Below are 24344 nucleotides of genomic sequence, written 5' to 3'. Positions count from 1 at the left end.
TGGAAAATACCTTAATGCTATTTCTTATCCGGGAAAGGGATGATCAGCTTTTCGCCTCTCTCCGAGAAGTCGCGGGTTTTGCCGTTGGCTTTCATCAGCGCTTCTTTGGTAATGCCATATTTGCTGGCCACCACGCGAAGCACGTCGCCGGGGCCTACGGTATGAACCGCTTTTACTTGTATTTTCAGCTTGGTGACGCCGGCTTTTACATCAGAAACGGAAGAATTCAGACCTTGCAAGGTTTCCGTTTTGAGGTTGTAGCGCGAGGCAATGCTCGAAAATGTCTCACCGCTTTGAACGGTATGCGTTATTTGCTCTCCACCAATAGATGAGGCCGAGATAGAAGGCTTCTCTTCTTTTTTGGGTTCCTCGGTCTTTTCTTTCACCGGCTCGGGCTTCTTTTCTTCGGCCGGTTCCTCAGTTGGCGCAGGTTCATCGCTCACCGGTTCAGTGGCGCTTTCTTCGAGTGTCGAATCGACGACTACCGAGGTAAGTTCTTCGGAGCTGGAAGAGCTGTCAGAAATATACTCGTAGCCGACATAGAGCATCGCGAGCACCAGCAACACTAACACGAGCAATGTGACAATGGGCAGATTCGACTTTTCAGTGGGACGGACATTTCTTTTCTTCGGGAATTCGTCTTCCATAACCTGGCCGGATTCTATTTTTTAGTGGAGTTAATTTTCTACGAAAATAATAAAGACAACCTAGTTTCCAAGTTGATTTTTCAATTCCTCGTTCATCACCGCAACTTTCTCTTTCAGGCTCTCTTTGAATGCATCAAGCCTTTTTGCGAGCTCAGCATCGCTCGCTCCAATGATCTGTGCAGCGAGAATCCCGGCATTTCTTGCACCGTCCAGTGCCACCGTCGCAACAGGAACGCCCGCCGGCATCTGAAGAATCGAAAGCACCGAATCCCAGCCGTCTATCGAATTACTCGACAAAACCGGCACCCCGATTACGGGAAGGGAGGTCAGCGAAGCTACCATACCAGGCAAATGGGCGGCTCCGCCTGCGCCTGCGATGATCACCTGTAACCCGCGGCTGCGTGCCGACGCCGCATATTCAAGCATACGTTCGGGTGTGCGGTGTGCGGATACGATCTCCATTTCATATGAAACGCCCAGTTCCGTCAAAGCGTCTGCGGCGAGCTGCATTACCTTTCTATCTGAAAGGCTGCCCATGATAATCCCTACCATTGGTTTGTCTTACTTCGTTTTGTGACTGATTACTTTAATATTGTTCCTGACGAAATCCGCTTTGGCTTTGAGCGAAGCGATATCCGCGTCCATGATCGTGATATGCCCCATTTTGCGAAAAGGCTTGGTGATCGCTTTCCAGTAAAGGAAAGGGAACACCTCGGGTGTTGCCAGCAATTTCTCCATGCCTTCGTAGACCGCAGGGCCCTCGTGTCCGTCCTCGCCCAGCAGGTTCACCATAGCCGATGGCCCATAGGCATGGGTGCTGCCCAATGGCAGGTTCAGGATTGCCCGCCAGTGCTGTTCATATTGCGAGGTCGCATTGGCGCGGATCGTGTGGTGACCGCTGTTATGAGGCCGCGGAGCGACTTCGTTAATGAGCACTTCGCCTTCCGGTGTGAGGAAAAGCTCCACTGCCAGCAGCCCGACAATCTGGAACGCTTCGGCCGTTTTACGCGCAATTTCCTGCGCTTTTGCATTTACTTCGTCACTGATTTCCGCTGGCGCAAACAGGTATTCCACCAGGTTAAGTTCAGGATGGAACACCATTTCGACGGTGGGGAAAGTTTCGACTTCACCATTTGCGTTCCGGGCGACAATGACCGCCAGCTCTTTTTCAAACGGGACCGCTTTTTCCAGCAGGCCTGGTTTATCGAATGCCTTGTCAAGATCGGCAGCCGATGTCAGCCGTTGTACGCCCCGTCCATCATACCCGTCTTTTCCGAGTTTATGAAAAGCGGGTAGAAAAAAGATGTAATTTGAGACGTCATCCCGGTTTTCTGTCAGAATGAATTCCGCGGTGGGAAGCTGTTTTTCAGCATAAAATTGCTTTTGAATGCGTTTGTCCTGTATCTGGCGGATCACCGAAGGCTGAGGATAGACCTTTTTGCCTTCTTTTTCCAGCGCTTCGAGGGCTTCTACATTTACCTTTTCGATTTCGATCGTAATGACGTCGAGCTCTTTGCCAAAGTTGTATACGGTGTCAAAATCTTGCAGCGATCCCTGCGTAAAGTGGGGTGCTATTTTCCGGCACGGTGCTTCGGCGTCCGGATCAAGTACATGAATATCGAGGTTCCAGTCCACAGCAGCTTGGAGAAGCATAAGCCCCAGCTGCCCGCCGCCAAGAATTCCTATTCGGGATGAAAGCATTTATAAAATGATATTTTCCCGCAAAAATCGTTTAAAAACGGGTCAGAAAAAAGGGATGTGAGCTAAATGTCAGGTTTGAGATTTTCGGGAAGTCAGGTGTTGTTATTTTGGAAATGTGGTTAAAGTAGCGTATTTGACACTTTCAGCCCCGGAATCATTCGGAAATCTTTCAGGTTTGCCGTCCGCAGTTCGAGGTTGTAAACCAATGCAGTAGCCGCTATCAGCGCATCCGACGCAGTTACTGAGTGAGATAATGCAAAGGAATGGCCGATCTGCGTAGCGGCATGTGCAATGGCTTCATTCAATTCAAAATGCATGAAGCCATTAAGCAAACGACGGATTTTCGCCAACTCGGCTTTGTTCAGACAGCCATTATAAAGTTCCAGAACAATGATCGTATTAACCGCAAAGCAGAGTTTGCCTGAACAATCAATAAACTCGATGGCAGGTTGCTTTCCTCTCAAATAATCAATGAGGATGTTAGTGTCCAGCAAAAGCATATCACGATCTGAAATCCCGACGGATTCTTCTAACATATTCGGCAGAGTCCGAGACATGTGAGAAAGGTTTCACGTTGGGATCATCGGCCATAGCCTCTTCTTCGGGTGTAAGGTCCTCACAAATTACGCGCCCGTGTTTGGTGGGATCAAGGCGTGCATAAGTAAAACCGGGCTCGTTAAATTGGCGAACCTGCATATCTTCAGGATCATCATACGATGCCGCCTGCACAGCGTCGTTACCGGTTTTGACAGATTTGTTTTGGGAAGGAGTTTTCATAGTGGTGTGCTCTTTTTGATTTTCACAAATTTACGCATTCCCAAATGGAGTAGGAAACCGTTAAATCGTCACACGATAATTACTACTTCATAAACCTGATCAGCCCAATCTCGACTAACAGAAAGAACAGCGCCGCGTACAAAAAGAACTTCCATAGGTTGGTCCCCATATTCTGTTGCTGGAATGCGGTGGAAAAGGCGTCATCGTCGATGCGGTCGAAGACCTGGATGTTCTTTTTTCCGGAAAATGCGGCCCGCAACTCGTCGGGAGAATAATATTGTAGTCTGGACTCGGCGTGGTTGTGGTTGAGGGCGATAATCTGTTCTGTTTTGTTATCCAGGACAAGCTCGAAATAGCCGGCAGTGAGACCATCTGCGGCCTGGTCACCCTGCGGGATTTCGAGTAACAACTGGTTGCCAGCCACGCGCTGCACAGGGATTATCTCGGTTTTGTTGCGCCTTAGTTTGTAAACAGAATTGGGCTTGGGTTTATCGATCGTCAGACTGATCGGATTCTCATCGAAAGTGAATGAGGTCCGCTGCTGCCTTACGCTCGAAGCGGCGATTTTATACATTACAGGCACAAATATGGCGTGCTGGGCCACATTCCCATTCTCCTGATTTAAAGGTGCCGCGAATAGGTAGGTTTTTCCGGAGCCCGCCAGCACCTGATTAAGGTAAGTCTGTCCATTGCGCAGAGTGAGCAACTGCTGCCCAGCGCTTGCCCAGCTCCACACAGGCAATGCATTGGGCAGGTTAAGGTTCATTTCCTGCCGCATCGATTCCTCGAAAACATCGCTGAAAAACGGATTATTGCGGTCGGGTACTGCGAGTGGGAGAGCGCCCTGGGCTTTTTCCGAAGTGATTCCGTTCATCCCCAAAACGCTCAGGAAACGTCCGTAACTGTCGGCCGCTGGTGAGGCGGGAGGAATAATTGCCAGGCTCCCACCTTGCCTTACAAAGTCCTGCAAATCCTGCGGCAAGGTTCCGGAGAGCTGCGTCACACCTTCCAGTACTACCAGGTCCGAGTTTTTGATCAGGCCCGGGTCCACATTCTGGGCGCTGTAACTCTGGAGTGTAAAAAGGCTATCGTTGGCGTAAACATTCTCGATGTAATTTCCTTCCGGCTTTTGCCCATACACGTGCAGCACGCGGATGAGCGGCGAGGCATTGAGTACAAAATAGTAGTCGTTATCGAATGTGACAGGGAAATCGTCGAATGTGATCTGTCCTTTTTTATATCCTTTTCCTTTCAGATTGAAATTAAACTTCGCAGTCGCGCTGCCATTGGCAGGTACATTGACAGACGCCGTCGACGCCTGGGTATTATCGAGACTGAGCCTGAGCACCACATTCCGCGCCTCGCGGTTGCCGGAATTGCTCACTTTGACGAATAATATATTGTTCTGAAGTTCGCGGATGAACGGGGTATTGAGCCAGGCCGAATCTACAAATACATTCTTTTCGGCTTCCGCTTGCACAGGCACGAGGAAAATCTGGTTGGTCGAGTCGGTTTGTATGGCCGAAAGGTCGCCGGCGGTGCTTTTCTGGAAGTCCGAAAACCAGAAAAGCTGATTTTTGCCGGATTGGGAATGGCGGGCCATGAGGTTTTCCTGGCGCTTGTAAACCTGTTCGAGCGTGCGTGGTGTCCCCGACAGCCCGATGGTCGTCAGACGGTCACGCAGCTTTTCGGCAGGGTAGAGGCCTTGTTCCTGGGCGGAAAAATCGTTGGTGACAAGTTGTAGCGACGTCGCATTTTTGAATAGCCCTAACAAATCACCCAATCGGCCGGTAGCAATGTCGAGATAGCGCTTGTTGTTCAGTTCGCTTTCCATGCTCAGGGAATTATCCAGATACAGGCTCGTAATACCGCGCCTGTCGACAGCCACATTGCTTTCCGCGGGGATGAATGGCTGGGAGAACGCGAATGCCAGACAGGCGATAGCGAGTATTCGGGCGGCCATCACCAGCCAATGCTTGATCTGACGGATTGACTTTGTCTGGGTTTCAACCGCTTTCAGGAATGCTACGTTGGTAAAGTATACCCTTTTTGTCCGCCTGAAATTGAAAATATGTACGGCAATCGGAACCGATATGGCCAGCAAACCCCACAGGAAGGACGGAAAAAGGAAACTCATGTAGCTTAGGATAGTCTTATTTCAAGGATCAGTTGCCGAATATGGCTTCAAAACGGCACTTTTCAAATGTTCAACGCAGTTAGTAAAGACAAATTACACCAAATTCTCATAACAGTTTTTTATTTGAGGAGCTTTCTCATATCTCGGGCGCTTTTTTCTAACTTTGCACTTCATTTTGCCCGGACAATGTTTTGAACACCCGTCGCAAAAGGAGAAGATCGTTAATTTAAACAGAGTTATGGCCAAAGTTTCGGTAAACAAACACCAGCCCGTCTATCAAATGCCTACGAACCCGGCTGCGGTTCGTACCAAGAAGTACGCCTTACCTACCCAAAAATACATTTCCCTGGCCATGCGTTATTTTTTCAAGACGCAGCTTAAATGGGTACTGGTACCCGTGGCTCTGATCCTGATCAATGCGGTGATCAGCCTCACAGGCATTTATCCCAATTTGTGGATTTACTTCACCGTTGTGGTTGCTTCTCTCCTTTATGTGTTGTTCTGGTTGATCCAGTTTACGGGCATCACGCAGTTGGCGCAGTACAAGCCGATGTTCGAGAAGTTCTCTTACGAGATCGACAACCGTCAGATCATCATGAAGTTGAACATGAAGGAGGGTAGCGTGATGAAATGGGAGCAGATCCTGGAAGGTTATAAGGATAAGGACGCCTATGTGCTGGTCATTTCAAAAGGACAATTCCTGCATTTGCCGTTCAATATTTTCACTTCGGAGCACGATATCAAAGTTTTCGAACGGATTTTGAAACAAAAAGAAATTTTGAAAGCCTGATTCGACGGCATTCAACAAAAGAGGCCCGGCTTTTAAAGTCGGGCCTCTTTTGTTGAAATTTGATCCGAAGCTATTTGATGCTCGCTTCGTGATGTTGCTTGGTGAAATTCTTTTCGCCTGCCGCAACCGCGATCGCCAGATGGTTGTTTAGCGGTGGGATCGGGCAGTTGTAGCCGGTACTGTATGCACAATAGGGGTTGTAGGCCTTGTTGAAGTCGAGGACACAGGTTCCTCCTTTCAGATCGGTCGTTTTCAGATCGATGTAGCGGCCACCGCCATAGGTGTCGGCACCGTTGGTCTTGTCTTTAAAAGGAACAAAAAGATAATCTTTGTATTTGGCAAGTTGTTGCAGGCTAAGGCTGCGGTACACTGTCAGTTTTTGTCTACGGCCATTTACCTTGAATTTCAATACCCCGTACTTGACATAGGTCTTATTCATTCCGCTGTAAGTCGGCATTTCGAAGGATTTGCCTTTCGCTTTTTCAAAATGAGCTACCACGCGATACGTGGAATCGGGCTCATAGAATTGTAAATAGGACAAATCCGCTGCTTTGAGCGGTGAGTTCTCCGAGTGCAGGAACTCCTCCTTGTAATGATTTCTGTACTGATTAGTCTCTTCGGAAAAAGTTTGTGCTTGTGATCCAAACGCCGCGACCAGAACTGTAAACAGTGTGCTAAAAACAACTTTCATACGGTAGAGAAAAAAGAAATCCGGTAATTTTTACCGGATTTTATAAAATTTATTCCAAAAACCCAAAAATGCGGGAACTTTTTCCTTATTGAGCTGAAATTTTCTTCACTTTCGATTCGTCGATGTTGTATGCTTTCACAACTTCTTCGTAGTTGTTCAGATCCACTTCTGCATTGGCACGTTTGAGCGGGTCGGAAGGAATGACTATTACACGAAACTCGAAATTCCGGGTCCAGTCGGTTGCCAAGCTGCCCAAGTTCACATTGCCGTCCATGAAGATCATCATGTCGTCGTCAGTTCTATCGAAACTGTAAGTAATAATGCCATTCGGATTGGTAAGATAGGCTGTCTGAGGTAGCGGGCGATAGGCTTTCAGGCCTCCCGCATCGTTCCAATACACATATACAAGTACCGCGTCCGTTGGCACTACCTTGATATTCTGCTGTTTGAAATTTAATGTATAGGAATACTTGTTGGCCGCGGTAAAGTCAACTTTAACAATATCGAAAGTTTGTCCCACGTAAGAATCTCCTGGAACGCCCTGGGGGCCTGGGTCTCCTTTCGGACCAGTACAACTTTGAAATAATGCAAGGACAGCGAGTAACAATAGGGGCAAGAGTTTTCTGTTCATGACTCGTGAGTTGAGAAAAATGAGAAATCTGTTAAAAATTTGTGATTAGATAATGATGCAATTATAAAGTTTAAATCCCGATCGGGCATTAACCTTTGTTAACTAAAAAACGCCGTACCACGCATCACAAGGAGGCACATACTGGAACAGAGGACGGTAAGTAATTATTGTGTTTTTAATGCAGGGATTGTTTGCGTAGATATCGTTTGCATGCTACTTTTCCCGGAAACAACGATTTAGGATTTAACATTAAAGGAACAACGATGATTAACCGTAAAGCAACAGCCATTTGGAAAGGTACCGGCAAAGAAGGTACAGGTACGATCAGCACGCAAAGCACAGTTCTGGAAAATACCCAGTACTCTTTCAATACCCGCTTCGCGGACGGTAAGGGAACCAACCCCGAAGAGCTGGTTGCAGCTGCACATGCCGGATGTTTTGCGATGAAGCTGAGCTTCGAACTGAATGCTGCCGGTTTCACAGCCGACGAGCTGAACGCCACCGCTACCGTTTCGCTGGACCCTGCAAAGGGCCAGGTTGTCAAAAGCGCAATCGACCTGAAAGCACAGGTTCCGGGTATCAGCGCCGAGCAGTTCGCGCAGGTTGCCGACAAAGCGAAGAAAGAATGCCCTATTTCCCAGTTGCTTAATGCCGAAATTACATTGAACGCAGAGCTGGTATAAGTCAATGAATCGGTTCGCCAGGGCATGACAGCCCGGCGAACCGATTTCAATCAATAAAAAGATCGCTTGCAATGCGGTCGGCGAAGAGTTTGCCGGCCTCGGTGAGCAGCAATATCCCGGCATCTTCCCTGATCCAGCCCTTCCGGGTTATCCTTCCTAATTCCTCTTCGGCCTGTACTCCGAATTTTCCTGCCGAAAGTGCTTCCAGTTTTTGTAATTCAACGCCCCATTTGGTCCGCAGTCCGGTCAACAGGTACTCATTGGTCTGGTCAGCAGGAGAAAGCGTCTCTACCGTTGCCGGAATATGGTCGTTCCGGATTGCTTCGAGATATTTGGTATTATTGGAAATATTATACTCGCGGCTAACGCCATTGTGCGAGTGCGCGCTCGGGCCTACGCCCAGATAGGGATGCTGTTTCCAATAAGAGCTGTTATGGTTGCTGTAAAGGCTGTTTCGGGCAAAATTGGAGATTTCGTACTGCTCATAACCATTTTCACGGAGGGCGCCGATGAGTATTTCAAATTGCTGGGCCGCGTATTCCTCCTCGATAGGTTTTATCTTCTTCTTTTTCAGCCAGCTACCAAAAGCAGTTTGCGGCTCGATGGTAAGGCAGTAAGCTGAGATATGCGGGACGTTCAGTGTAAATGCTTTGGACAAATCACGCAGCAGAATGTCGTGATTCTCCGAGGGGATGGCGTAAATGAGGTCAATGGAAATATTGTCGATACCCGCGTCCTGAGCCACCTTGACGCATTGCTCGGCTTCGACCGCGGAATGCGCACGGTTCATAAAACGCAAATGCGGCTCGTGAAATGATTGAATACCAATGCTGAGGCGGTTAATACCCGCTCGGGCAAACATTTGAAGGGTGGCCGCATTCAAATCGTCCGGGTTTGCTTCGAGCGTTACCTCGGCATTGGGCGCTACCCGAAATTGTCGGTGAATGGTGTCAAGCAGGAAGCGCAGCTCCACTTCATCGAGCATTGAGGGGGTACCCCCGCCGAAATAGATGGTCTCCATATCCCCGTCCGGCAAATAGGACTGCCTCAAAACGATTTCCCGCGCGATGGCCTCCACTACGGCACGTTTGTGGGTGGTGTTGGTACTGAAATGGAAATCGCAATAGTGGCAAGCCTGTTTGCAAAAGGGGATATGGATGTATAAATGCATTATTTTGAGTTTTTCTGCCACTCCCAGCCGATCTTCACACCAGCCCAGAGGTTGTTTTTCGGCGCGCCATTGTAATAGCGGTTCCCGAACGCATTGAGGTCGTAGCCAAGGCTGTAAATGCCCGCATTGACCTTTTCTGCGGATGCCGACAGTTCACTGTACAAATGTTTTCCCCAACTTTTCTTCCAGCTAACACGCGCCATCCATTGGTTGTAAGCGGTGTTTTTAACCGTGTTCGCATCATTGAGATAGAACGAATCGCCGTGCTGGTAGGTGAGGAATGCGGAAATGCCGTATTTGAGCAATACATCCAGGCCTGTCGACTGCGAGAAACGCGGAATTCCCGGGATGAGTTTCCCGCTCAGATCTGCGTCGGCCTGCCGGAATTCTTCGTAAGTATATTTCGTGTAAGTCCCCGTATTCCAGAGTTTCAGCATAACTGGCAGTTTTGGATCGGAGAGGATGTCCCAATTGATGTTCCATTCCACGCCGTTCTGCCTGGTTTTTCCTGCATTGACAAAGTACTCGGCCCCCGCTTCATCGAGCCTGCGCACGATCGCATTGCGCAGCCCAAAATGATACAGGCTGATTTCCCCGGAAATGACTTTTCCCACTTTCCGGATGCCGATTTCAGTATTGTTACCTTTTTCAGCTTCCAGGTCCTTCCGGAAACCACCCGCCGACGGGCGCACTTCCTGCAAAGTAGGAGGGGAGAACCCACCGCTGTATGAGGCCGTAACCGACCAGTTGCCGGCGATCACCTTGTTGGCCGCAAAACGGGGAATGAATATGCCGTCGAAAGTCTTCTGATCTTTGTTGAATGGGAGCGGAAAATAGCGTTCGTATTTGTATCTCGAAGTATTGTAGCTCAAACCTGCGCTCAGGGTCAGGTCGGTGAGCAGAGTGGCTTCCAATTGACTAAATACGGACAGATTTGTGGTGCGGATATCCTCTACGGTTTGCTGCTTGTCGGCAATGCCACCTTTGTTGTCGTAATTGCGCTGCGCCGATTTACCATATTGCCATTCGAAACCGCTGGTCCAGTTGGTTTTCACATTCCCCCATTCCGATTTGTTTTGCCAGATATTTCGTCCGCCAATGCCATTTTCATCCCTTTTTTCGAAGTTGGAAATAAATGGGTTGGCAAAATCCGTGAAAGTCAGATATAGTGCTGTGGATTGCGTCCATTTCTCCGATAGTGGCAATACATAATTGCCGCCCAGTAATGCGAGTCGGGTATAAATCGCTGCTTTTTGAGCCTCGCTGCCCGGCACGGTCGGCGTCGACTGACGGGCGAGTTTGGGATCTGTCTGATACTGCGCAAGGTTGATTCCCCCGGGAGTTTGGTAATACAAATCCGAATACATTCCCAACAGCGACAAAGTGCCTTTCTCGCCAATGCTGGAAGTGGATGTAAACCGTATCGCATCGCGCACCATGCCGCTATTGTTGCGGTAGCCGTCCTGCTCGCTGTGACCATATTGAATGGAAATATCACCGATCTGCAAGGTGGAATTGCGGCTTTGGAAACCATATTTGCCAAAACTCACGCTTTGTTCCGCACGGTTCTGAAATTCATTGTCGGGGCGGCTATGCATAAGCACCACGCCCCCGGTACCTGCTCCATAAATGCTGCTACCCGGCCCTTTGATCACCTCCATGCTTTGAATAGCGCCGTAGTCGACCGAGTTCAACGGGGTATTGCCGCTCGCATCGGTGAAGGGGATACCATTCCAGTAAAACTTCACATTGCGCACACCAAATGGTGAGCGTATCAGGCTTCCGCGGACCGAAAACCGGTAGCTGCCCGGCGAGCGCTCTTCCATGCGCACACCCGGAATCGTGTTGACCGCATTCGCCCACGTATAATTGGAAAACCGGCCCAGTGAACGCGGCGTAAGCATTCCTACGGTTGCGGTAGTGGTAAGCGGGTCTTTCTCGGATTCAAATGCACGCACGGTGACCTCGCGCAGGTCGCGCGCTTGCAACGAATCGCTCTGGGCGAATGCCGGACCCGAATCGTGGAAAATGATAAAAGCCGCAAGAACGCCGGTAATAGAGATTTTGAACATAAGAGTTTAGGGGATATCAATAAAATGCAAAGCTGATCATAAATGCCAACAGTTTCAACCCATCGCTATCCGGTTAACCGTGCAGTATGATGCGAAGTTCACCGACTTCCGGCGGTCTGAGAAGAAATTTCCACAAAAACTACGTGCGTATACGCCATGCGCGCTGGTAAGATTTTTGCTCAGGCAATGGCATTCACATAGTAATTGCAACCAACCTTAATACCCAAAAACATGAAAAAGATCACCTGGATTGTCGCCTCTCTGCTACTCGTCGGTACGCTTTCGTTGACGAGCTGCTCGGACAAAACAAAAGACTCCGCGAAAGAGACCGTGGAGGAAGCGAAAAACGATATGGAAGAAAACGTGGCTGACGCCAAAGCCGATATCAAGGAAGCAGGGGATGATTTTGAGGCCAAAGTGAAGCAGGATAAGGACGATTTGAAGAAAGATATCGACGACGCTATCGGCAAGCTCGACCGTAAAATAGAAGAAGCCGACGCCAAAATAGACAAGGCCGCCGACAAGGAAAAAGCCAAATGGCGAGAGCGCAAAAAGGAGCTGAATGCCGAGAAAGAAGAATTACAGGCTTCCTGGAAACGCGCCCAGAACGAGACCGCCGACAAGTGGGACGAGTTCAAGGCCAACACCAAAGAAAAGATCGCCAAAGTGAAGGCAGATTTGAAGGACTAATAAATTGATGAGGGTTATGGATTAATGAAAAATGCTCCGTTTGTTTCGGAGCATTTTCATTATCTGACGGGCAAGTGAATCTCGGTCATCATACACCGGGCGGAGCCGCCTCCGTTGCCTTCGATCACCGAAAGGTCGGTGTGGAGCAACAGCGCGTAGTCGTCGAGCCGGTCCTTCTGCCGGGGCGTGAGCGATTCGTAGGCTTGCGTGGACATGACCAGGAACTTGTCGCCCTTTCCATTCCGCACCATGAGCATATTGCCCGCGAAATGCCGCATTTGTTCCAGCGATATTTCGATCACTTCTTTATGGGTCTCTTCCAGAACCGACCTCACCATTAACCGTTCATCCGGGTCTTTGATAGCTTCCAGGCACACGACAGCGAAGATATCACCTACGCACATGAGCACATTGGTATGGTAAATGGGTTTATCGTGCTCGTCGGAGGCCGAGAATGTAATAATTTCATAGCCCAATGCGTCCGCAAACGCATCCAGTACCTCCCTATGCGTGCGTGGGGACAGGCACGCGTAGGCGATCTTGTAACGGCGGTCGAATACCATGCTTCCAGTGCCTTCCAGGTACTTGCCCTCCGCTTCGAAATGAGTCAGATCAATCACTTCTTCCACTTTGAAATCGCCGGCAAGCGATTCGATAATGTCGTTTCGGCGTTCCAGCCGGCGGTTTTCGGCCATCATCGGGTACAGTACCACTTTTCCGCTCTGATGAAACGAAACCCAGTTGTTGGAAAAAACAGCGTCGGGGCGGTCCACCTCGTCGGTATCGTCAAAAATATGCAGTTCCAGACCGGCTTTTTGCAGCTGGTCGATCATCAGGTCGAATTCTTCGCGGGCCGTTTCCTGGGCTGTGCCTTTGGTTTGCTGCGCGAACGACTCCTGCTGAAACTCGTTGCTTCCGGCGGTTTCCTCATTGAAACCGAACCGCACAGGCCTGATCATCATGATCCGGCATGTCGACTGCGGCTGGATTTGAGCGGATGAAGTGATGACGCGCATAGGAGTATCTGGTAGTGATTGGGAATGTATTGTCAGAACAAAGTCATGTATTGTCCTGTATGCAATTTACGATTCTGACGGCTCGATTACAATAGTAAAATCGGGTAAATCTCGCGTGTCAGGCAGCTACCCACGAAGCAGCGGCATGCTCATGCAATGCGATCCGCCGCGTGCGCGGGAAAGCTCCGCCGAGGGTAATGTGATGAATGTGTCAGTAAGGTCTTCGGGCGCAAGCCCGTCGTGCTCGAACTTTTCGAGCAACCTTTTGGCGGTTATTACCTTAAAACCTTCTTTTTTGAATGCTTCGAGCGTTTTATCGTTGCGATCATAGCCGATCACGACGCCATCGCGCAATGCGAGCAGGTTGCACGAGTCGGTCCATTGCTCGCGCTCGCCATAGGGGAATTCATTGCCGCCCGAGTAAATAAAGCGGACTTTGCCACTGACGCCGAGATCGTCACGGCTGATTTCGGTCAGCAAATCTTCCAGGTTTTCGATTTCCCGCGGCTGTTGCTCATTGCCTTTGACAAATTGCAGAATCCTGAACTCCTTATTCACATCCACAGGCGCAAAGAAATGCAGTACGTCTTTTTTCTTAGCCTCGTCGCCCACGCGAGCCAGCGCGCTCAACAGCACCCAGGTATCCTTTTTAACCTGCGTAAAAATGGTGTCGATGTGCATATAATCCCGTTTTTTAGGGATTTTGATGATGGTAATCTTTTTAACCACATTTTTGTCAAACAAAATCTTCATCACCTGTTGCGCCGCGTAAATGGATGTGCGTTCGCTGCAACCGATCAGCAAATGCCCTGGTGCTACCATCATCACGTCACCTCCTTCAAGCGTACAGCGGTTGTAGTCACTGGCCTTTTCGTCGTCTGGTAGCAGGAAATGCCGCTCGTTTTCGGGTATTTCAATGATATTTTTCCGGATGTGGGCAAACATCGGGTGGTAGAAGAATACAAACTGTGCCAGTATGGATTCTCTCGTCCGCGCTGCTTTGGCCGGCTTGTTGAGCAGAATGTGGTCGTTGATCACAATGCCGATGTCGCGCGTGAAAATCAGGTTAGGCAGCGGCGCGAAAAGCATTCTTTTGTCCGAACAATATCCTGAAATGAAAATACGGGCCAGCTCATGTGCATCGAAACCGTGCAGCTCTTCCTGGATCTGGTAGGAGCAGCGTTCGATACCGCAAATGGCGGCGGTGAGTTTAATGCGGATATTCGGGTCTTCCAATATGTCGCCAAGCAGCCGCTGAATGTCCACCACGTGGTCGGAAGCGAAGTATTTATCCGTACCGGGAATGAAGAACGAACGTGTCGGATCGTCATTAATTTCGGCGAGCTTGCCTTTGATTTTTTCCGGGTCGAGGAAGTAGAGAAGCAATTTTACATAATAATCGTACTCTTTCCTGCGCATGGTGTCCAGGTGCACGATGTCCTCAAAAAGCCAGTCCTGCGCTTTGCTGGGTACTACTTTGCCCAGGCCACGGTCAGGACTGTGGATCAGCAGCCTTTGAAGGGTGCCTGTTTCGGAGGATACGCCGATGGGAAGTCCGGATATCGGATTAATAGCCATAAATGAAGTGTTTGGAACGCTGGGGGCACAAAGTAAATGTTTCTTGGGGAATTAAAAACCGGCGTTTCTTCAACCCGTTTATTCTCTGACCATTTAAGGCATAAATATCTCTTGTACGGGAACATCCTGCCACTTAAAAAGGTTGTACAAAAAGAGTGTCCCGCGGTTTAAGACATTGACGCTCATTTTCATTTACGGCTAATGCGTATTACTTTTGCGGGAAATTACCACGAACTATCTTTTAAGTATAAATCAGTTATGCTCTCTATTAATGACTTGCGTGCCTCCATTGAAGGTAAGGAAATATTAAAAGGCATCAATCTGGAAGTCAAGCCGGGTGAAGTGCATGCGATTATGGGGCCCAATGGTTCCGGTAAAAGTACTTTGGCTTCGGTGTTGGCAGGAAGGGAAGAGTACGAGGTTACTGGCGGAAATGTAGTTTTTGACGGAAAAGAAATCCTTGAAATGGCGCCTGAGGAAAGAGCGGCTGAAGGAATTTTCCTTGCATTCCAATATCCGGTGGAAATTCCGGGCGTTACGACCATTAACTTTCTGAAAACGGCTGTTAACGAAATCCGTAAATATAAAGGTGAAGCTCCGCTGGACGCCGCGCAGTTCCTGAAAATGGTGCGCGAAAAAGCCAAGCTGGTGAGCATGAACGACTCCCTGCTGAAACGTGCATTGAACGAAGGATTCTCCGGCGGTGAGAAAAAACGCAACGAAATCTTCCAGATGGCGGTGCTCGAACCGAAACTGGCGATCCTCGATGAAACCGATTCTGGTCTGGATATTGATGCGCTTCGCATTGTGGCAGAGGGTGTTAACTCACTTCGCTCACCTGAGCGTTCGACGATCGTTGTAACGCACTACCAACGCCTTTTGGATTATATCGTGCCTGACTATGTACACGTGTTGTACAAAGGACGAATCGTCAAATCCGGACCGAAGGAGCTTGCGCTCGAACTGGAAGAAAAAGGTTACGATTGGATCAAAGCGGAAGTTGAAGCGGTAGGTTAAGTATAAGGCGCATTGTCTATCCAAAACTTAACCCCATACAGCACCATACCCCATTATCGATGAGTACCGAGACCATAGATTTAAAAACCAGACTGATCACTGATTTTCATGCGCGTGAGGCGGTGATGAACGGTGAGGCGTCTTCTGAATTTCACCAAAAAAAGCGCGCAGGACTGGCCCTTTTTGAGCAATTAGGCTTCCCGACAATCAAGCACGAGGAGTGGAAATATAGCAATGTAAGAGACCTGATCAGTGTTTCTTATGATTTCAATGCGGAAAGCTCTATCGGCCTTGCCGAGCTGGAAGACCTGAAAGTTCCCAAACAGGAAGCGAATATCCTCTATTTCGTAAATGGCCGCTACAAAGCGGAGCTTTCAACGATCATTTCACCCGTTGAAAAAATTACGATCAGCGCGCTTTCGGAGGCGTATAAAAACGATCCGGTGAAGGTGGCATCGTATTTCAATGAGCTAACCAAGGATGCCAACGATGCATTCACTGCGTTGAATACCGCATTTACGCAGGACGGCGTGTTTATCCATATTCCTGATAACCAGTCGGTAGAGCACCCGATTATCCTGCGTTTCGTGAGCGATGCGCGTGAGCAGAATGTGGGCAGCCAGCCGCGGAATATCATTTCAGTGGGTAAAAATGCGCACGTGAAACTGGCAGAAGCGTTCCGTACACTGGGCGACCAGCGCTCATTTACCAATTCAGTGACTGAAATTCACGTGGCGGAAGAAGCCAACGTGCAATATTATAAAGTACAAAACGAGAGCGAGAATGCTTACCACGTGGGCACTACGCAGGTGCGTATGCTCGATGGCTCGCATTTCTACGCAGGTACTGTGACATTGAACGGCAAGTTCACACGCAATAACCTGAACATCGTTCTCGATGGCGAGCATTGCGATGCGCATATGTACGGCCTGTACTTCCCGGATGGCTCCCAGCATGTTGACAACCATACCGTTGCCGACCACCAAAAGCCTAACTCGGAAAGCAATGAGCTTTACAAAGGTATTTTGCGTGATAAATCGAAAGGTGTTTTCAATGGAAAGATCTTCGTTCGGCCTGACGCGCAGAAAACCAATGCGTTCCAGTCTTGCAAGAATATCGTTCTCTCGCCGGACGCGACGATGAACACCAAACCACAGCTGGAAATCTTTGCCGACGATGTGAAATGCTCGCACGGGACTACTACCGGGCAAATCGATGAGGAAGCGTTGTTTTACATGCGCTCCCGCGGGATTTCGCAATCGGAGGCCATGTCGCTGCTGATGTTTGCATTCTGTGCTGACGTAGTGCAGCAGATCAAGATCGATTCGGTTCGTGAATACCTCGAAAACGTGATCACGCAGAAGCTGGCTTCAAAATAGCTTTTAGCGGGTTTGAATACCCGAATTAATACATTTCCTGGTACCCAACCGCCATTTTTGGGGTTGGGTATTTTTCTTAAATGACGAATCACAATGAACCACAACCTCAATATCGCATCCATCCGCAACGACTTCCCGATTTTGAACGAAGTCGTCAATGGCAAACAACTCGTCTATTTTGATAATGCCGCAACGACCCAGAAGCCAAGGCTGGTGCTGGACGCGCTCTCGGGTTACTATGAGCATTACAATGCCAATATTCACCGGGGTATTCACCATTTGGCCGAAAAAGCTACCTCCGCATTCGAGCAGTCGCGGAAGCGTTTGCAGGCATTTCTGAATGCGGCGCATCCGGAGGAAATCATTTTTACCTACGGCACCACCGATGGTATCAACCTTGTGGCGTCGGCCTACGGTCGGAAATTTTTGAAGGAAGGCGATGAAGTGATCATCTCGACCATGGAGCACCATTCGAACATTGTGCCCTGGCAAATGCTTTGTGAGGAGAAAGGCTGCATCCTGAAAGTGATCCCGATCAATGATCAGGGTGAGCTGTTGATGGACGAATACGAGAAGTTGCTTACCGAAAAGACCAAATTCGTATCGGTCGTGCACGTTTCCAATGCATTGGGTACCATTAACCCGATCAAGGAGATTATCGCCAAGGCCCACGCGGTAGGCGCGAAAGTGCTCATTGATGGCGCGCAAGCTAGCTCTCACATTGAAATTGACGTGCAAGACCTGGATTGCGATTTTTATTCGCTTTCCCTGCACAAAATATACGGCCCTACCGGTATGGGTATCCTGTACGGCAAGCGCGATTTGTTGAATGCGATGCCTCCTTACCGCGGCGGTGGCGAGATGATCAAGGAAGTGACTTTCGCCAAAACGACATACAACGAGCTGCCTTACAAGTTTGAAGCGGGTACACCGAACATTGCGGATGTGGTGGCTGCTAAATTTGCATTGGATTATGTGGATGCATTGGGTAAGCCCAACATAGCAGCCTATGAGAATGAACTGCTGGCCTATGCTACCGAGGCTGTTAAAGAGATCGAAGGATTGCGCATTATCGGCCAGGCGAAAGAGAAGGTAAGTGTGCTGTCATTCGTCATCGACGGGATTCACCACCAGGACATCGGTGTGCTGCTCGACCAGCAAGGCATTGCCGTTCGCACGGGTCACCATTGTACACAACCCCTGATGAACCGCTTCGGCATTACCGGAACCTCACGTGCGTCGTTTGCTGTTTATAACACGACCGAGGAGATCGATAAGCTCATTCAGGGGCTGCATAAGGTGAAGCGGATGTTGGGATAATTTTTTAAATTACTGGCATTAATCACTTTAAAACTATGTACACATTATGGAAGAAACAGTAAGTGAAGCCAGAAGATATATAAACAATGCGAAGAAGCTGCTGCGAGAAAAAGCGGGGAAAGAAAATGGTGTGTATCAGGACCGAAAATACGTCAGGCTGGCTGGACATGCAGCTTATTTGGGAGTGTTGGTAGCCTTGGATAAATTGTTTGATGTAAAGAAAGGAACAAGAAAAAGCGTAGAATGGTATCAGGAACAGCTCCGTAAGACTGACAGGAAATTACTTGATTCGTTCAATTCGGCATATGATACCCTACACCTCGCAATGGGTTACGACGGTAACATTTCCGCGGGAGTTTCTGCTGACGGAATTACAACGGCTGAAAATATTATCAACTGGGTTGAAACCCGCACCGCAGCAGCTTGATTGCATAATTACACTAGCTTATTTACTTTCAATTTTTAGCTATATACGCATTATGGAAAATTCAGTACAGGAAGCGAGAAGGTACCTTGACAATGCAAAAGACCTACTCAGAGATAAGGCTAAGAAGGAGGGGAAATATTACCAGGATAAGAAGTATGTTAAACTAGCCGGACATGCGGCATATTCCGGTGTCCTGATTGCATTAGATGTTCTTATCGGAGGAAAGAAAGGCAGGAAGAGTGCCGAATGGTATCAGGAGAATCTTCGTAAAATAGATCGAAAGGCCCTGGATACATTTAATAGTATTTATAACATTCTGCACCTGTCGATGGCCTACGATGGTGAGCGAAATGTAGTTGTCTCAAAAGAAGGATTGGACGAAGCCGAAGAACTCATCAACTGGGTTGAAACCCGCACGGCAGCGGCTTAAAAATAGAATTACACAATGACCATAAACGAAACACAGGACGAACTAATTTCGGATTTTGAATTGTTTGATGACTGGGAGAGCAAGTACGAGTTCATTATCGACCTCGGAAAGCAGTTCCCGCCGTTGAAAGAACAATACAAAACCGAGGATAATATTATCAAAGGATGTCAGTCGCGGGTGTGGCTGAATGCTTACATGGACGGCGACCTTTTGAAATTTGAGGCGGACAGCGACGCGATCATCGTGCGAGGACTGGTAAGTATGCTGGTGAAAGTACTTTCGGGACACACACCCGAGGAGATCGCGAAAGCCGATGTGTATTTTATGGAAAAAGTCGGCCTGCATCAGCATTTGGCACAAACCCGGTCGAACGGGCTGGCGGCGATGCTGAAACAAATGAAGGCATATGGCTTTGCCTTCCAGGCCAAATCAATTAATGCATAACAATTAATAAGACTTGCGATGTCAGAGTCAGATTTGAAAGAAGAAGTTATCCGGGCGATCAAAACGGTTTACGACCCTGAAATACCGGTCGACGTGTATGAGCTTGGCTTGATATACGATCTGAAAGTATTTCCGATCAACAATGTATTTGTGTCGATGACACTGACGTCGCCTTCGTGTCCTTCGGCAGGAACGCTCCCCGGCGAAGTGGAGCAGAAGATCCGTGAAGTGGAAGGTGTGAACGATGTGAGCGTGGAGCTGACATTCGATCCGCCGTATTCGACCGAAATGATGTCCGAGGAGGCGAAACTTGAACTGGGGTTCATGTAGGAACTTGGGCTGTCGGCTATCGGCCGTCGGCTTTTTTTAAACTTCGATTGCCGACAGCCAAGGCAATATAAAGGCCGAAAGCCGATTGCCGACAGCCGAAGTACAAATTAGTACCAACAACTTTTAAACATTAACATATATGTATCCACCACAATTAGTGGCTCCCATGAAGGCCGAACTGGTAAATGTCGGTTTTCAGGATTTGACAACCGCCGAGGAAGTCGATAACTTCATGCAAAACACCAAAGGAACTGCTTTGGTAGTGATCAATTCGGTATGTGGCTGTGCGGCGGGTGCTGCACGTCCGGGTGTGCGCGCGGCGCTCGCAGGAAGCGATGTGAAGCCTGACCACCTGGCGACTGTGTTTGCAGGAGCTGACCTGGAAGCTACCGCTAAAATGCGTGAGTACACTTTGCCTTATCCACCTTCTTCGCCAGCCGTAGCGCTGTTCAAAGACGGTGAGCTGATCCACTTCGTAGAGCGTCACCACATCGAAGGCCGCTCGGCACAAATGATCGCTGAGCACCTGAAAATGGCTTTTGAAGAATTCTGCACAGAAGAGGCATAATTCAAAACCGATTTAACGACTGGACGGCTACTTTCGATTACATTTGAAAGTAGCCGTCTGTTTTCAATACCTGCCGATATGCGAGGACACCGTTTCACGAAATACATTCCGCCCGAGCAAGGGCCCAACAGCAAGTTCGATCAGCTTTTTGATATTTTTCAACAGCTGCTGCTGATGACTTCGGGCGATGTTTCCGAGGCCATGTCGTGGCTGAGCCAGCTCGACCGCCAGTATAATCTCACCAACGACTCCTACGGCATCGGCGATTTCTTCGACGATCTGAAAAAGAAAGGTTATGTGACCGAGGAAAAGCAGGAAGGTGAAGGGAGGCTCATTATGACGCCGAAAGCCGAGAAAAGCATTCGCAAAAGTGCATTGGACGAGATTTTCGGTAAACTCAAAAGGTCTAAATCCGGCGGTAACCATCACACGCCGCACCTGGGCGCGGGCGACGAGCTCACGAGCGATATCCGTGATTTCCAGTTCGGCGACACGCTCGACCAGATCTCCATGACCGAATCCATCAAAAATGCCCAGGTCAATCACGGGATCGGGGATTTTATGCTGATGGAAAACGATCTGGAAGTAGTGGAGCGCGAGCAGAAGACCACTACCGCAACGGTGGTGATGATCGATATCAGCCATTCGATGATCCTGTATGGCGAAGACCGCATTACGCCCGCCAAAAAAGTGGCATTGGCACTCGCGGAATTGATCAGGACCAAGTATCCCAAAGATTCACTGGACATTATCGTGTTTGGCAATGACGCCTGGCAAATCCAGCTCAAAGACCTGCCATACCTCGAAGTAGGCCCTTACCACACCAATACCGTAGCGGGTTTGGAGCTCGCGATGGACATTCTGCGCCGCAAAAAGACGCGTAACAAGCAGATTTTCATGATTACCGACGGTAAGCCGACGTGTTTGAAAGAAGGTATCCGCTATTACAAAAACAGCTTCGGCCTCGACCGCAAGATTATCAACAAAACGCTCACGTTAGCCGCGCAATGCCGCAGGCTCGACATTCCGGTGACGACGTTCATGATCGCGACCGATCCTTACCTGAAACAGTTCGTGCAGAATTTCACGCAGGTCAACAATGGCCGGGCCTATTACAGCAATTTACAGGGGCTAGGGGGATTTGTTCTCGAAGATTTTCAACGGAACAGGCGGAAGAACGTCAAGTAGGGTTAGGTGTGGTCAGGTGTGGTCAGGTGTGGTCATGTATTGTCAGATATAGTCATTTGAGAAATGCATATCTTTCCTGACAACATTTGACTATTCCTGACAACACCTGACTAAATTTGACAACACCTCACCATTTCTGACAACACCCGACAACTTCTTGACCAACGACGCTCATTACTTGGTGCGGCCGACCGAAATCATATTCGCGAACAGCCGGTACGCACCAGTAACGCCCGCAGGCAGCTCGCGGAAGAACGAAAGGCCGGTGTAGATGTAATGCCCTTTGCCATACTGCGCATAAAGCGTACTGCCTTCGCGGGCTGGTTCGTCTTTGTCGTGAGCCGAAAATAGCGCCACGTAGTTCTTTTTATCCCAATCCTGGGCGAAATACAGCCCACGCTCCTGGATCCAGCCCTCGAAATCTTTTTGCGTGATTTTATTGGGATAATTCAAAATGGGGTTTTCGGGTTGCAGAAAGTGCATTTCCGCATCTTCCTCAGTCACCCGCTCGCGTCCCAGTTCAATATCATAAGGGCCGATTTGCTTTACTTTTTGCCCGCCGGGAATGGTATATTGAACCACCATCGTTCCCCCGTTTTTGACATAATCCATCAGTTTTGCCTGATAATTGTTCAGGTACGCCTCCGTGTTGTACGCGCGTACGCCGACCACGATCGCGTCGTAAACGTTCAGATCTTTGGCCAATGCGGCTTCGTTGAGCATCGTTACCTGACAATCCATCTGCCGCAAGGCGGTGGGAACATCATCGCCCGCACCGGCAATGTAGCCTATGTTTTTGGCGCCAATCTTAACATCGATTTTTGCCAGTTTGGCCGCCGATTCTGGAAAAAGCGTCTGGCTCGGAATGTGCTGATAGGCAATGGTCTTGACCGATTTGTCGTAATTTTTGCCATTCACAATCGCCACGGCTTTGATAACAGCTTCCTGATTACCAGCCGGTGGCGTGACGATGAACGAGAAATATTGCTGTTGGTACTTATTGCTCAAATTGAATTCGGCCGATTCAGGAACAGCTTTCCAACCAACCGGGATTTGCGGTTTTAAAGTGCCTTTCACATTGCTGCGCTGGGCTTCCACGACGATGTTCACCGTTTTGGGCTCCATGGAAGGGAATATGAAAACAGGCTCGGTAATGGTCGTCGTTACAAGCGGCCGGATTTCAAATGGCCGGTAAATCTCGCCTTCCGCCGGATCGACTGATTTGTAAACCCAGGGCCTTTCAAATTCGAACTGCTGTCCGCCGATCTCGAACTTGTAGGTAGTTTTGGTTTCCGGACGGTTTTCCGGGTAACCGATATCCTGCTGATTATCGATCTGGAAAATGCCGCGTTCGATGGGTTTTTCGAGCCAGTAAGGCTGGCTGGTTTTCAAACTGGCCGGAAGCAATGCCATTTTTGGGAAAGCATTCATCTCGTTACTTTCCAATGGGAGGTTCAACACGCTGTCCACCGACTTGCCTGTCCAGCGTAGCGAAACGAGCTTCACAGGATAATCAGACCGTTTTACGATACCGATATTAATTCGCGCTTCGTCGCCGGCAACGCCGGAAAAGTCATGGGGATTTGTCTCAAACCAAAGCCCCACGCATTGCTGGATCAGGTCTTTGACTTCCTCTTTTTTAGTTTTGACATAAATATTTTCCCCATCCAGTTTATCCAGCTCTGTATTGATTTTCAAAAGTTCAGGAACGGAGGCAGATGGTTTATTGACCGAATAATTCTTAATCGCCGCGGCAATTAGCGCATGTACTTTCTCGCTCCCCTTCACGCGTTTCCAGCTCACATCGATGCCGTCAAAAAGATTCTTTTGCGCCGGCGTGCCTACTTTGTGCAGAAAGTAATCCACGCGATCACCCCGTTGTGGGGCGCTACCAAAGCCCTGACTGCGGTGCTGACTGCGGCTTAATGCGGCAATCTCCGTATACGATTTGCCTAAAACCGGGTTATAACCGCCAATTTCAATCGAAATGAACGGGTTCTTCTCGTCGCTAGGGGCTTTATTGGTGAAGCCGGGCGTGAATGTATTCCAAACAAGGCGTTTGGTTTGCCAGGTTTTTACAAATTTCAGCTGGTCCGGGTATGCTTTCGGGTCGGCAGCCAGATTAAAGCCTTCTTCGGCCAGGTAAGCCGAGGTCTGGTGGTGACCATGGCCCGCGCGGGGGTCGGGTGGAAAGCGGGTAATGATTACGTCGGGTTGGAATTTGCGGATCATCCACACCACATCGCCGAGTATTTTGTCACGGTCCCAGAAGTTAAGCGTTTCATCCCGGGTTTTGGAAAAACCGAAGTCGTATGCCCTTGAAAAGAACTGTTGCGCGCCGTCGACGCGCCGCGCCGCCAGCAACTCCTGTGTACGGATCACCCCGATATTATAGCCTTGTTCGGAGCCGATCAGGTTTTGACCGCCGTCACCGCGGGTAAGTGAGAGGTAACCGGTGCGCACGAGCTGGTCCTTGGACAGGTAGGAGAGCATCAGCGTATTTTCATCGTCAGGGTGGGCTGCAATGTAGAGCACCGAGCCCAGTACATCGAGTTTTTTAATGTTTTGAAAGATTTCACTGGACGACAGGGCGGGTGTCTGCGCGAAAAGCCTGGTGGCAAACAGTACGAGTACGAGCGTAAAGAAACGATGCATAA

General features: G+C 49.1%; 25 protein-coding genes. 12 read left to right on the top strand and 13 right to left on the bottom strand.

Translation table 11 applies throughout. The annotated features are described in order from the left end of the window. Positions 1-17: 17 nt before the first annotated feature. From J7619_RS25470 to J7619_RS25445, 6 genes are all read right to left on the bottom strand, one after another. On the bottom strand, positions 18-647 hold the full coding sequence (locus J7619_RS25470) for a LysM peptidoglycan-binding domain-containing protein (RefSeq protein WP_291205575.1): 630 nt from the start codon (positions 645-647) through the stop codon (positions 18-20). 60 nt (positions 648-707) lie between these two features. Continuing rightward, positions 708-1199 carry a 5-(carboxyamino)imidazole ribonucleotide mutase gene (gene purE / locus J7619_RS25465; RefSeq protein WP_291205572.1) on the bottom strand — a complete coding sequence of 164 codons (492 nt, stop codon included), beginning with the start codon at positions 1197-1199 and terminating at the stop codon, positions 708-710. A gap of 9 nt (positions 1200-1208) precedes the next feature. Next, entirely contained in the window at positions 1209-2348 is a 1140-nt protein-coding gene (locus tag J7619_RS25460) for a 5-(carboxyamino)imidazole ribonucleotide synthase (RefSeq protein WP_291205569.1), read from the bottom strand. Positions 2349-2467: 119 nt separating this feature from the next. Further along, complete coding sequence (locus tag J7619_RS25455) at positions 2468-2905, bottom strand: type II toxin-antitoxin system VapC family toxin (protein ID WP_291205566.1); 438 nt, start codon at positions 2903-2905, stop codon at positions 2468-2470. Beyond that, complete coding sequence (locus J7619_RS25450) at positions 2850-3125, bottom strand: hypothetical protein (protein WP_291205563.1); 276 nt, start codon at positions 3123-3125, stop codon at positions 2850-2852. Before J7619_RS25450 ends, J7619_RS25455 begins: the two co-directional genes overlap by 56 nt. A gap of 82 nt (positions 3126-3207) precedes the next feature. Continuing rightward, positions 3208-5262 (bottom strand): BatA domain-containing protein, encoded by a 2055-nt coding sequence (locus J7619_RS25445; RefSeq protein ID WP_291205560.1) that lies wholly within the window; start codon positions 5260-5262, stop codon positions 3208-3210. A 238-nt stretch (positions 5263-5500) separates the two neighbouring features. Between J7619_RS25445 and J7619_RS25440 the strand changes: the two genes are divergently transcribed. Beyond that, the gene (locus J7619_RS25440) at positions 5501-6052 is read left to right on the top strand and encodes a YcxB family protein (RefSeq protein ID WP_291205557.1); all 552 of its coding nucleotides are present in this window, start codon (positions 5501-5503) and stop codon (positions 6050-6052) included. A 70-nt stretch (positions 6053-6122) separates the two neighbouring features. Here the strand turns inward: J7619_RS25440 and J7619_RS25435 are convergent, their stop codons facing one another. Beyond that, complete coding sequence (locus J7619_RS25435; protein WP_291205554.1) at positions 6123-6743, bottom strand: DUF1684 domain-containing protein; 621 nt, start codon at positions 6741-6743, stop codon at positions 6123-6125. Positions 6744-6828: 85 nt separating this feature from the next. Further along, positions 6829-7374, bottom strand: coding sequence for a hypothetical protein (locus J7619_RS25430; protein ID WP_291205551.1), 546 nt, complete (start codon positions 7372-7374; stop codon positions 6829-6831). A 263-nt stretch (positions 7375-7637) separates the two neighbouring features. Here J7619_RS25430 and J7619_RS25425 point away from each other — a divergent pair, with 263 nt between their 5' ends. After that, positions 7638-8057, top strand: coding sequence for an OsmC family protein (locus J7619_RS25425; RefSeq protein ID WP_106598032.1), 420 nt, complete (start codon positions 7638-7640; stop codon positions 8055-8057). Between the two features lie 46 nt (positions 8058-8103). Here J7619_RS25425 and hemW read toward each other — a convergent pair whose 3' ends face one another. Then, positions 8104-9228, bottom strand: a complete 1125-nt coding sequence (hemW, locus tag J7619_RS25420; protein WP_291205547.1) for a radical SAM family heme chaperone HemW — start codon at positions 9226-9228, stop codon at positions 8104-8106. Beyond that, complete coding sequence (locus J7619_RS25415) at positions 9228-11300, bottom strand: TonB-dependent receptor (RefSeq protein ID WP_291205544.1); 2073 nt, start codon at positions 11298-11300, stop codon at positions 9228-9230. The genes hemW and J7619_RS25415 overlap by 1 nt, the downstream gene beginning before the upstream one ends. 231 nt (positions 11301-11531) lie before the next feature. Here J7619_RS25415 and J7619_RS25410 point away from each other — a divergent pair, with 231 nt between their 5' ends. Further along, the gene (locus tag J7619_RS25410; protein WP_291205541.1) at positions 11532-11990 is read left to right on the top strand and encodes a hypothetical protein; all 459 of its coding nucleotides are present in this window, start codon (positions 11532-11534) and stop codon (positions 11988-11990) included. Positions 11991-12049: 59 nt separating this feature from the next. Here the strand turns inward: J7619_RS25410 and ctlX are convergent, their stop codons facing one another. Together ctlX and J7619_RS25400 are read right to left on the bottom strand one after the other, a co-directional pair. Beyond that, positions 12050-13006 (bottom strand): citrulline utilization hydrolase CtlX, encoded by a 957-nt coding sequence (gene ctlX, locus J7619_RS25405; RefSeq protein ID WP_291205538.1) that lies wholly within the window; start codon positions 13004-13006, stop codon positions 12050-12052. A 126-nt stretch (positions 13007-13132) separates the two neighbouring features. Beyond that, positions 13133-14584, bottom strand: a complete 1452-nt coding sequence (locus tag J7619_RS25400) for an arginine deiminase family protein (RefSeq protein WP_291205535.1) — start codon at positions 14582-14584, stop codon at positions 13133-13135. A gap of 258 nt (positions 14585-14842) precedes the next feature. Between J7619_RS25400 and sufC the strand changes: the two genes are divergently transcribed. The 9 genes from sufC (at position 14843) to J7619_RS25355 (ending at position 21687) form a co-directional block, all read left to right on the top strand. Beyond that, positions 14843-15601, top strand: coding sequence for a Fe-S cluster assembly ATPase SufC (sufC, locus tag J7619_RS25395; protein ID WP_291205532.1), 759 nt, complete (start codon positions 14843-14845; stop codon positions 15599-15601). 59 nt (positions 15602-15660) lie between these two features. Further along, complete coding sequence (sufD, locus tag J7619_RS25390) at positions 15661-16980, top strand: Fe-S cluster assembly protein SufD (RefSeq protein ID WP_291205529.1); 1320 nt, start codon at positions 15661-15663, stop codon at positions 16978-16980. Between the two features lie 93 nt (positions 16981-17073). After that, entirely contained in the window at positions 17074-18300 is a 1227-nt protein-coding gene (locus J7619_RS25385) for a cysteine desulfurase (RefSeq protein WP_291205526.1), read from the top strand. Positions 18301-18346: 46 nt separating this feature from the next. Then, a complete protein-coding gene (locus tag J7619_RS25380; protein WP_291205523.1) occupies positions 18347-18727 on the top strand; it encodes a DUF5618 family protein in 381 nt (126 codons plus the stop codon). A 52-nt stretch (positions 18728-18779) separates the two neighbouring features. Continuing rightward, the gene (locus J7619_RS25375; protein ID WP_291205520.1) at positions 18780-19157 is read left to right on the top strand and encodes a DUF5618 family protein; all 378 of its coding nucleotides are present in this window, start codon (positions 18780-18782) and stop codon (positions 19155-19157) included. A gap of 15 nt (positions 19158-19172) precedes the next feature. Then, positions 19173-19601 carry a SufE family protein gene (locus tag J7619_RS25370; RefSeq protein ID WP_291205517.1) on the top strand — a complete coding sequence of 143 codons (429 nt, stop codon included), beginning with the start codon at positions 19173-19175 and terminating at the stop codon, positions 19599-19601. An 18-nt stretch (positions 19602-19619) separates the two neighbouring features. After that, on the top strand, positions 19620-19931 hold the full coding sequence (locus J7619_RS25365; protein ID WP_291205514.1) for an SUF system Fe-S cluster assembly protein: 312 nt from the start codon (positions 19620-19622) through the stop codon (positions 19929-19931). A 139-nt stretch (positions 19932-20070) separates the two neighbouring features. Then, on the top strand, positions 20071-20499 hold the full coding sequence (locus J7619_RS25360; RefSeq protein ID WP_291205511.1) for a BrxA/BrxB family bacilliredoxin: 429 nt from the start codon (positions 20071-20073) through the stop codon (positions 20497-20499). Positions 20500-20577: 78 nt separating this feature from the next. After that, positions 20578-21687, top strand: a complete 1110-nt coding sequence (locus J7619_RS25355) for a VWA domain-containing protein (RefSeq protein ID WP_291205508.1) — start codon at positions 20578-20580, stop codon at positions 21685-21687. Positions 21688-21861: 174 nt separating this feature from the next. On the opposite strand, the gene J7619_RS25350 is transcribed toward J7619_RS25355, so the two are convergent. Continuing rightward, on the bottom strand, positions 21862-24342 hold the full coding sequence (locus J7619_RS25350; RefSeq protein WP_291205505.1) for a PIG-L family deacetylase: 2481 nt from the start codon (positions 24340-24342) through the stop codon (positions 21862-21864). Positions 24343-24344 lie beyond the last annotated feature (2 nt).

This window comes from Dyadobacter sp. (genome assembly GCF_017744695.1).
GTDB lineage: Bacteria > Bacteroidota > Bacteroidia > Cytophagales > Spirosomataceae > Dyadobacter.
This window is presented reverse-complemented; position numbering and strand designations above follow the sequence as displayed.

Excerpts from the sequence above, each read along its gene's own strand:
- J7619_RS25470 (WP_291205575.1), bottom strand. The coding sequence starts at position 647 with ATGGAAGACGAATTCCCGAAGAAAAGAAATGTCCGTCCCACTGAAAAG.
- purE (WP_291205572.1), bottom strand. The coding sequence starts at position 1,199 with ATGGTAGGGATTATCATGGGCAGCCTTTCAGATAGAAAGGTAATGCAG.
- J7619_RS25460 (WP_291205569.1), bottom strand. The coding sequence starts at position 2,348 with ATGCTTTCATCCCGAATAGGAATTCTTGGCGGCGGGCAGCTGGGGCTT.
- J7619_RS25455 (WP_291205566.1), bottom strand. The coding sequence starts at position 2,905 with ATGTCTCGGACTCTGCCGAATATGTTAGAAGAATCCGTCGGGATTTCA.
- J7619_RS25450 (WP_291205563.1), bottom strand. The coding sequence starts at position 3,125 with ATGAAAACTCCTTCCCAAAACAAATCTGTCAAAACCGGTAACGACGCT.
- J7619_RS25445 (WP_291205560.1), bottom strand. The coding sequence starts at position 5,262 with ATGAGTTTCCTTTTTCCGTCCTTCCTGTGGGGTTTGCTGGCCATATCG.
- J7619_RS25440 (WP_291205557.1), top strand. The coding sequence starts at position 5,501 with ATGGCCAAAGTTTCGGTAAACAAACACCAGCCCGTCTATCAAATGCCT.
- J7619_RS25435 (WP_291205554.1), bottom strand. The coding sequence starts at position 6,743 with ATGAAAGTTGTTTTTAGCACACTGTTTACAGTTCTGGTCGCGGCGTTT.
- J7619_RS25430 (WP_291205551.1), bottom strand. The coding sequence starts at position 7,374 with ATGAACAGAAAACTCTTGCCCCTATTGTTACTCGCTGTCCTTGCATTA.
- J7619_RS25425 (WP_106598032.1), top strand. The coding sequence starts at position 7,638 with ATGATTAACCGTAAAGCAACAGCCATTTGGAAAGGTACCGGCAAAGAA.
- hemW (WP_291205547.1), bottom strand. The coding sequence starts at position 9,228 with ATGCATTTATACATCCATATCCCCTTTTGCAAACAGGCTTGCCACTAT.
- J7619_RS25415 (WP_291205544.1), bottom strand. The coding sequence starts at position 11,300 with ATGTTCAAAATCTCTATTACCGGCGTTCTTGCGGCTTTTATCATTTTC.
- J7619_RS25410 (WP_291205541.1), top strand. The coding sequence starts at position 11,532 with ATGAAAAAGATCACCTGGATTGTCGCCTCTCTGCTACTCGTCGGTACG.
- ctlX (WP_291205538.1), bottom strand. The coding sequence starts at position 13,006 with ATGCGCGTCATCACTTCATCCGCTCAAATCCAGCCGCAGTCGACATGC.
- J7619_RS25400 (WP_291205535.1), bottom strand. The coding sequence starts at position 14,584 with ATGGCTATTAATCCGATATCCGGACTTCCCATCGGCGTATCCTCCGAA.
- sufC (WP_291205532.1), top strand. The coding sequence starts at position 14,843 with ATGCTCTCTATTAATGACTTGCGTGCCTCCATTGAAGGTAAGGAAATA.
- sufD (WP_291205529.1), top strand. The coding sequence starts at position 15,661 with ATGAGTACCGAGACCATAGATTTAAAAACCAGACTGATCACTGATTTT.
- J7619_RS25385 (WP_291205526.1), top strand. The coding sequence starts at position 17,074 with ATGAACCACAACCTCAATATCGCATCCATCCGCAACGACTTCCCGATT.
- J7619_RS25380 (WP_291205523.1), top strand. The coding sequence starts at position 18,347 with ATGGAAGAAACAGTAAGTGAAGCCAGAAGATATATAAACAATGCGAAG.
- J7619_RS25375 (WP_291205520.1), top strand. The coding sequence starts at position 18,780 with ATGGAAAATTCAGTACAGGAAGCGAGAAGGTACCTTGACAATGCAAAA.
- J7619_RS25370 (WP_291205517.1), top strand. The coding sequence starts at position 19,173 with ATGACCATAAACGAAACACAGGACGAACTAATTTCGGATTTTGAATTG.
- J7619_RS25365 (WP_291205514.1), top strand. The coding sequence starts at position 19,620 with ATGTCAGAGTCAGATTTGAAAGAAGAAGTTATCCGGGCGATCAAAACG.
- J7619_RS25360 (WP_291205511.1), top strand. The coding sequence starts at position 20,071 with ATGTATCCACCACAATTAGTGGCTCCCATGAAGGCCGAACTGGTAAAT.
- J7619_RS25355 (WP_291205508.1), top strand. The coding sequence starts at position 20,578 with ATGCGAGGACACCGTTTCACGAAATACATTCCGCCCGAGCAAGGGCCC.
- J7619_RS25350 (WP_291205505.1), bottom strand. The coding sequence starts at position 24,342 with ATGCATCGTTTCTTTACGCTCGTACTCGTACTGTTTGCCACCAGGCTT.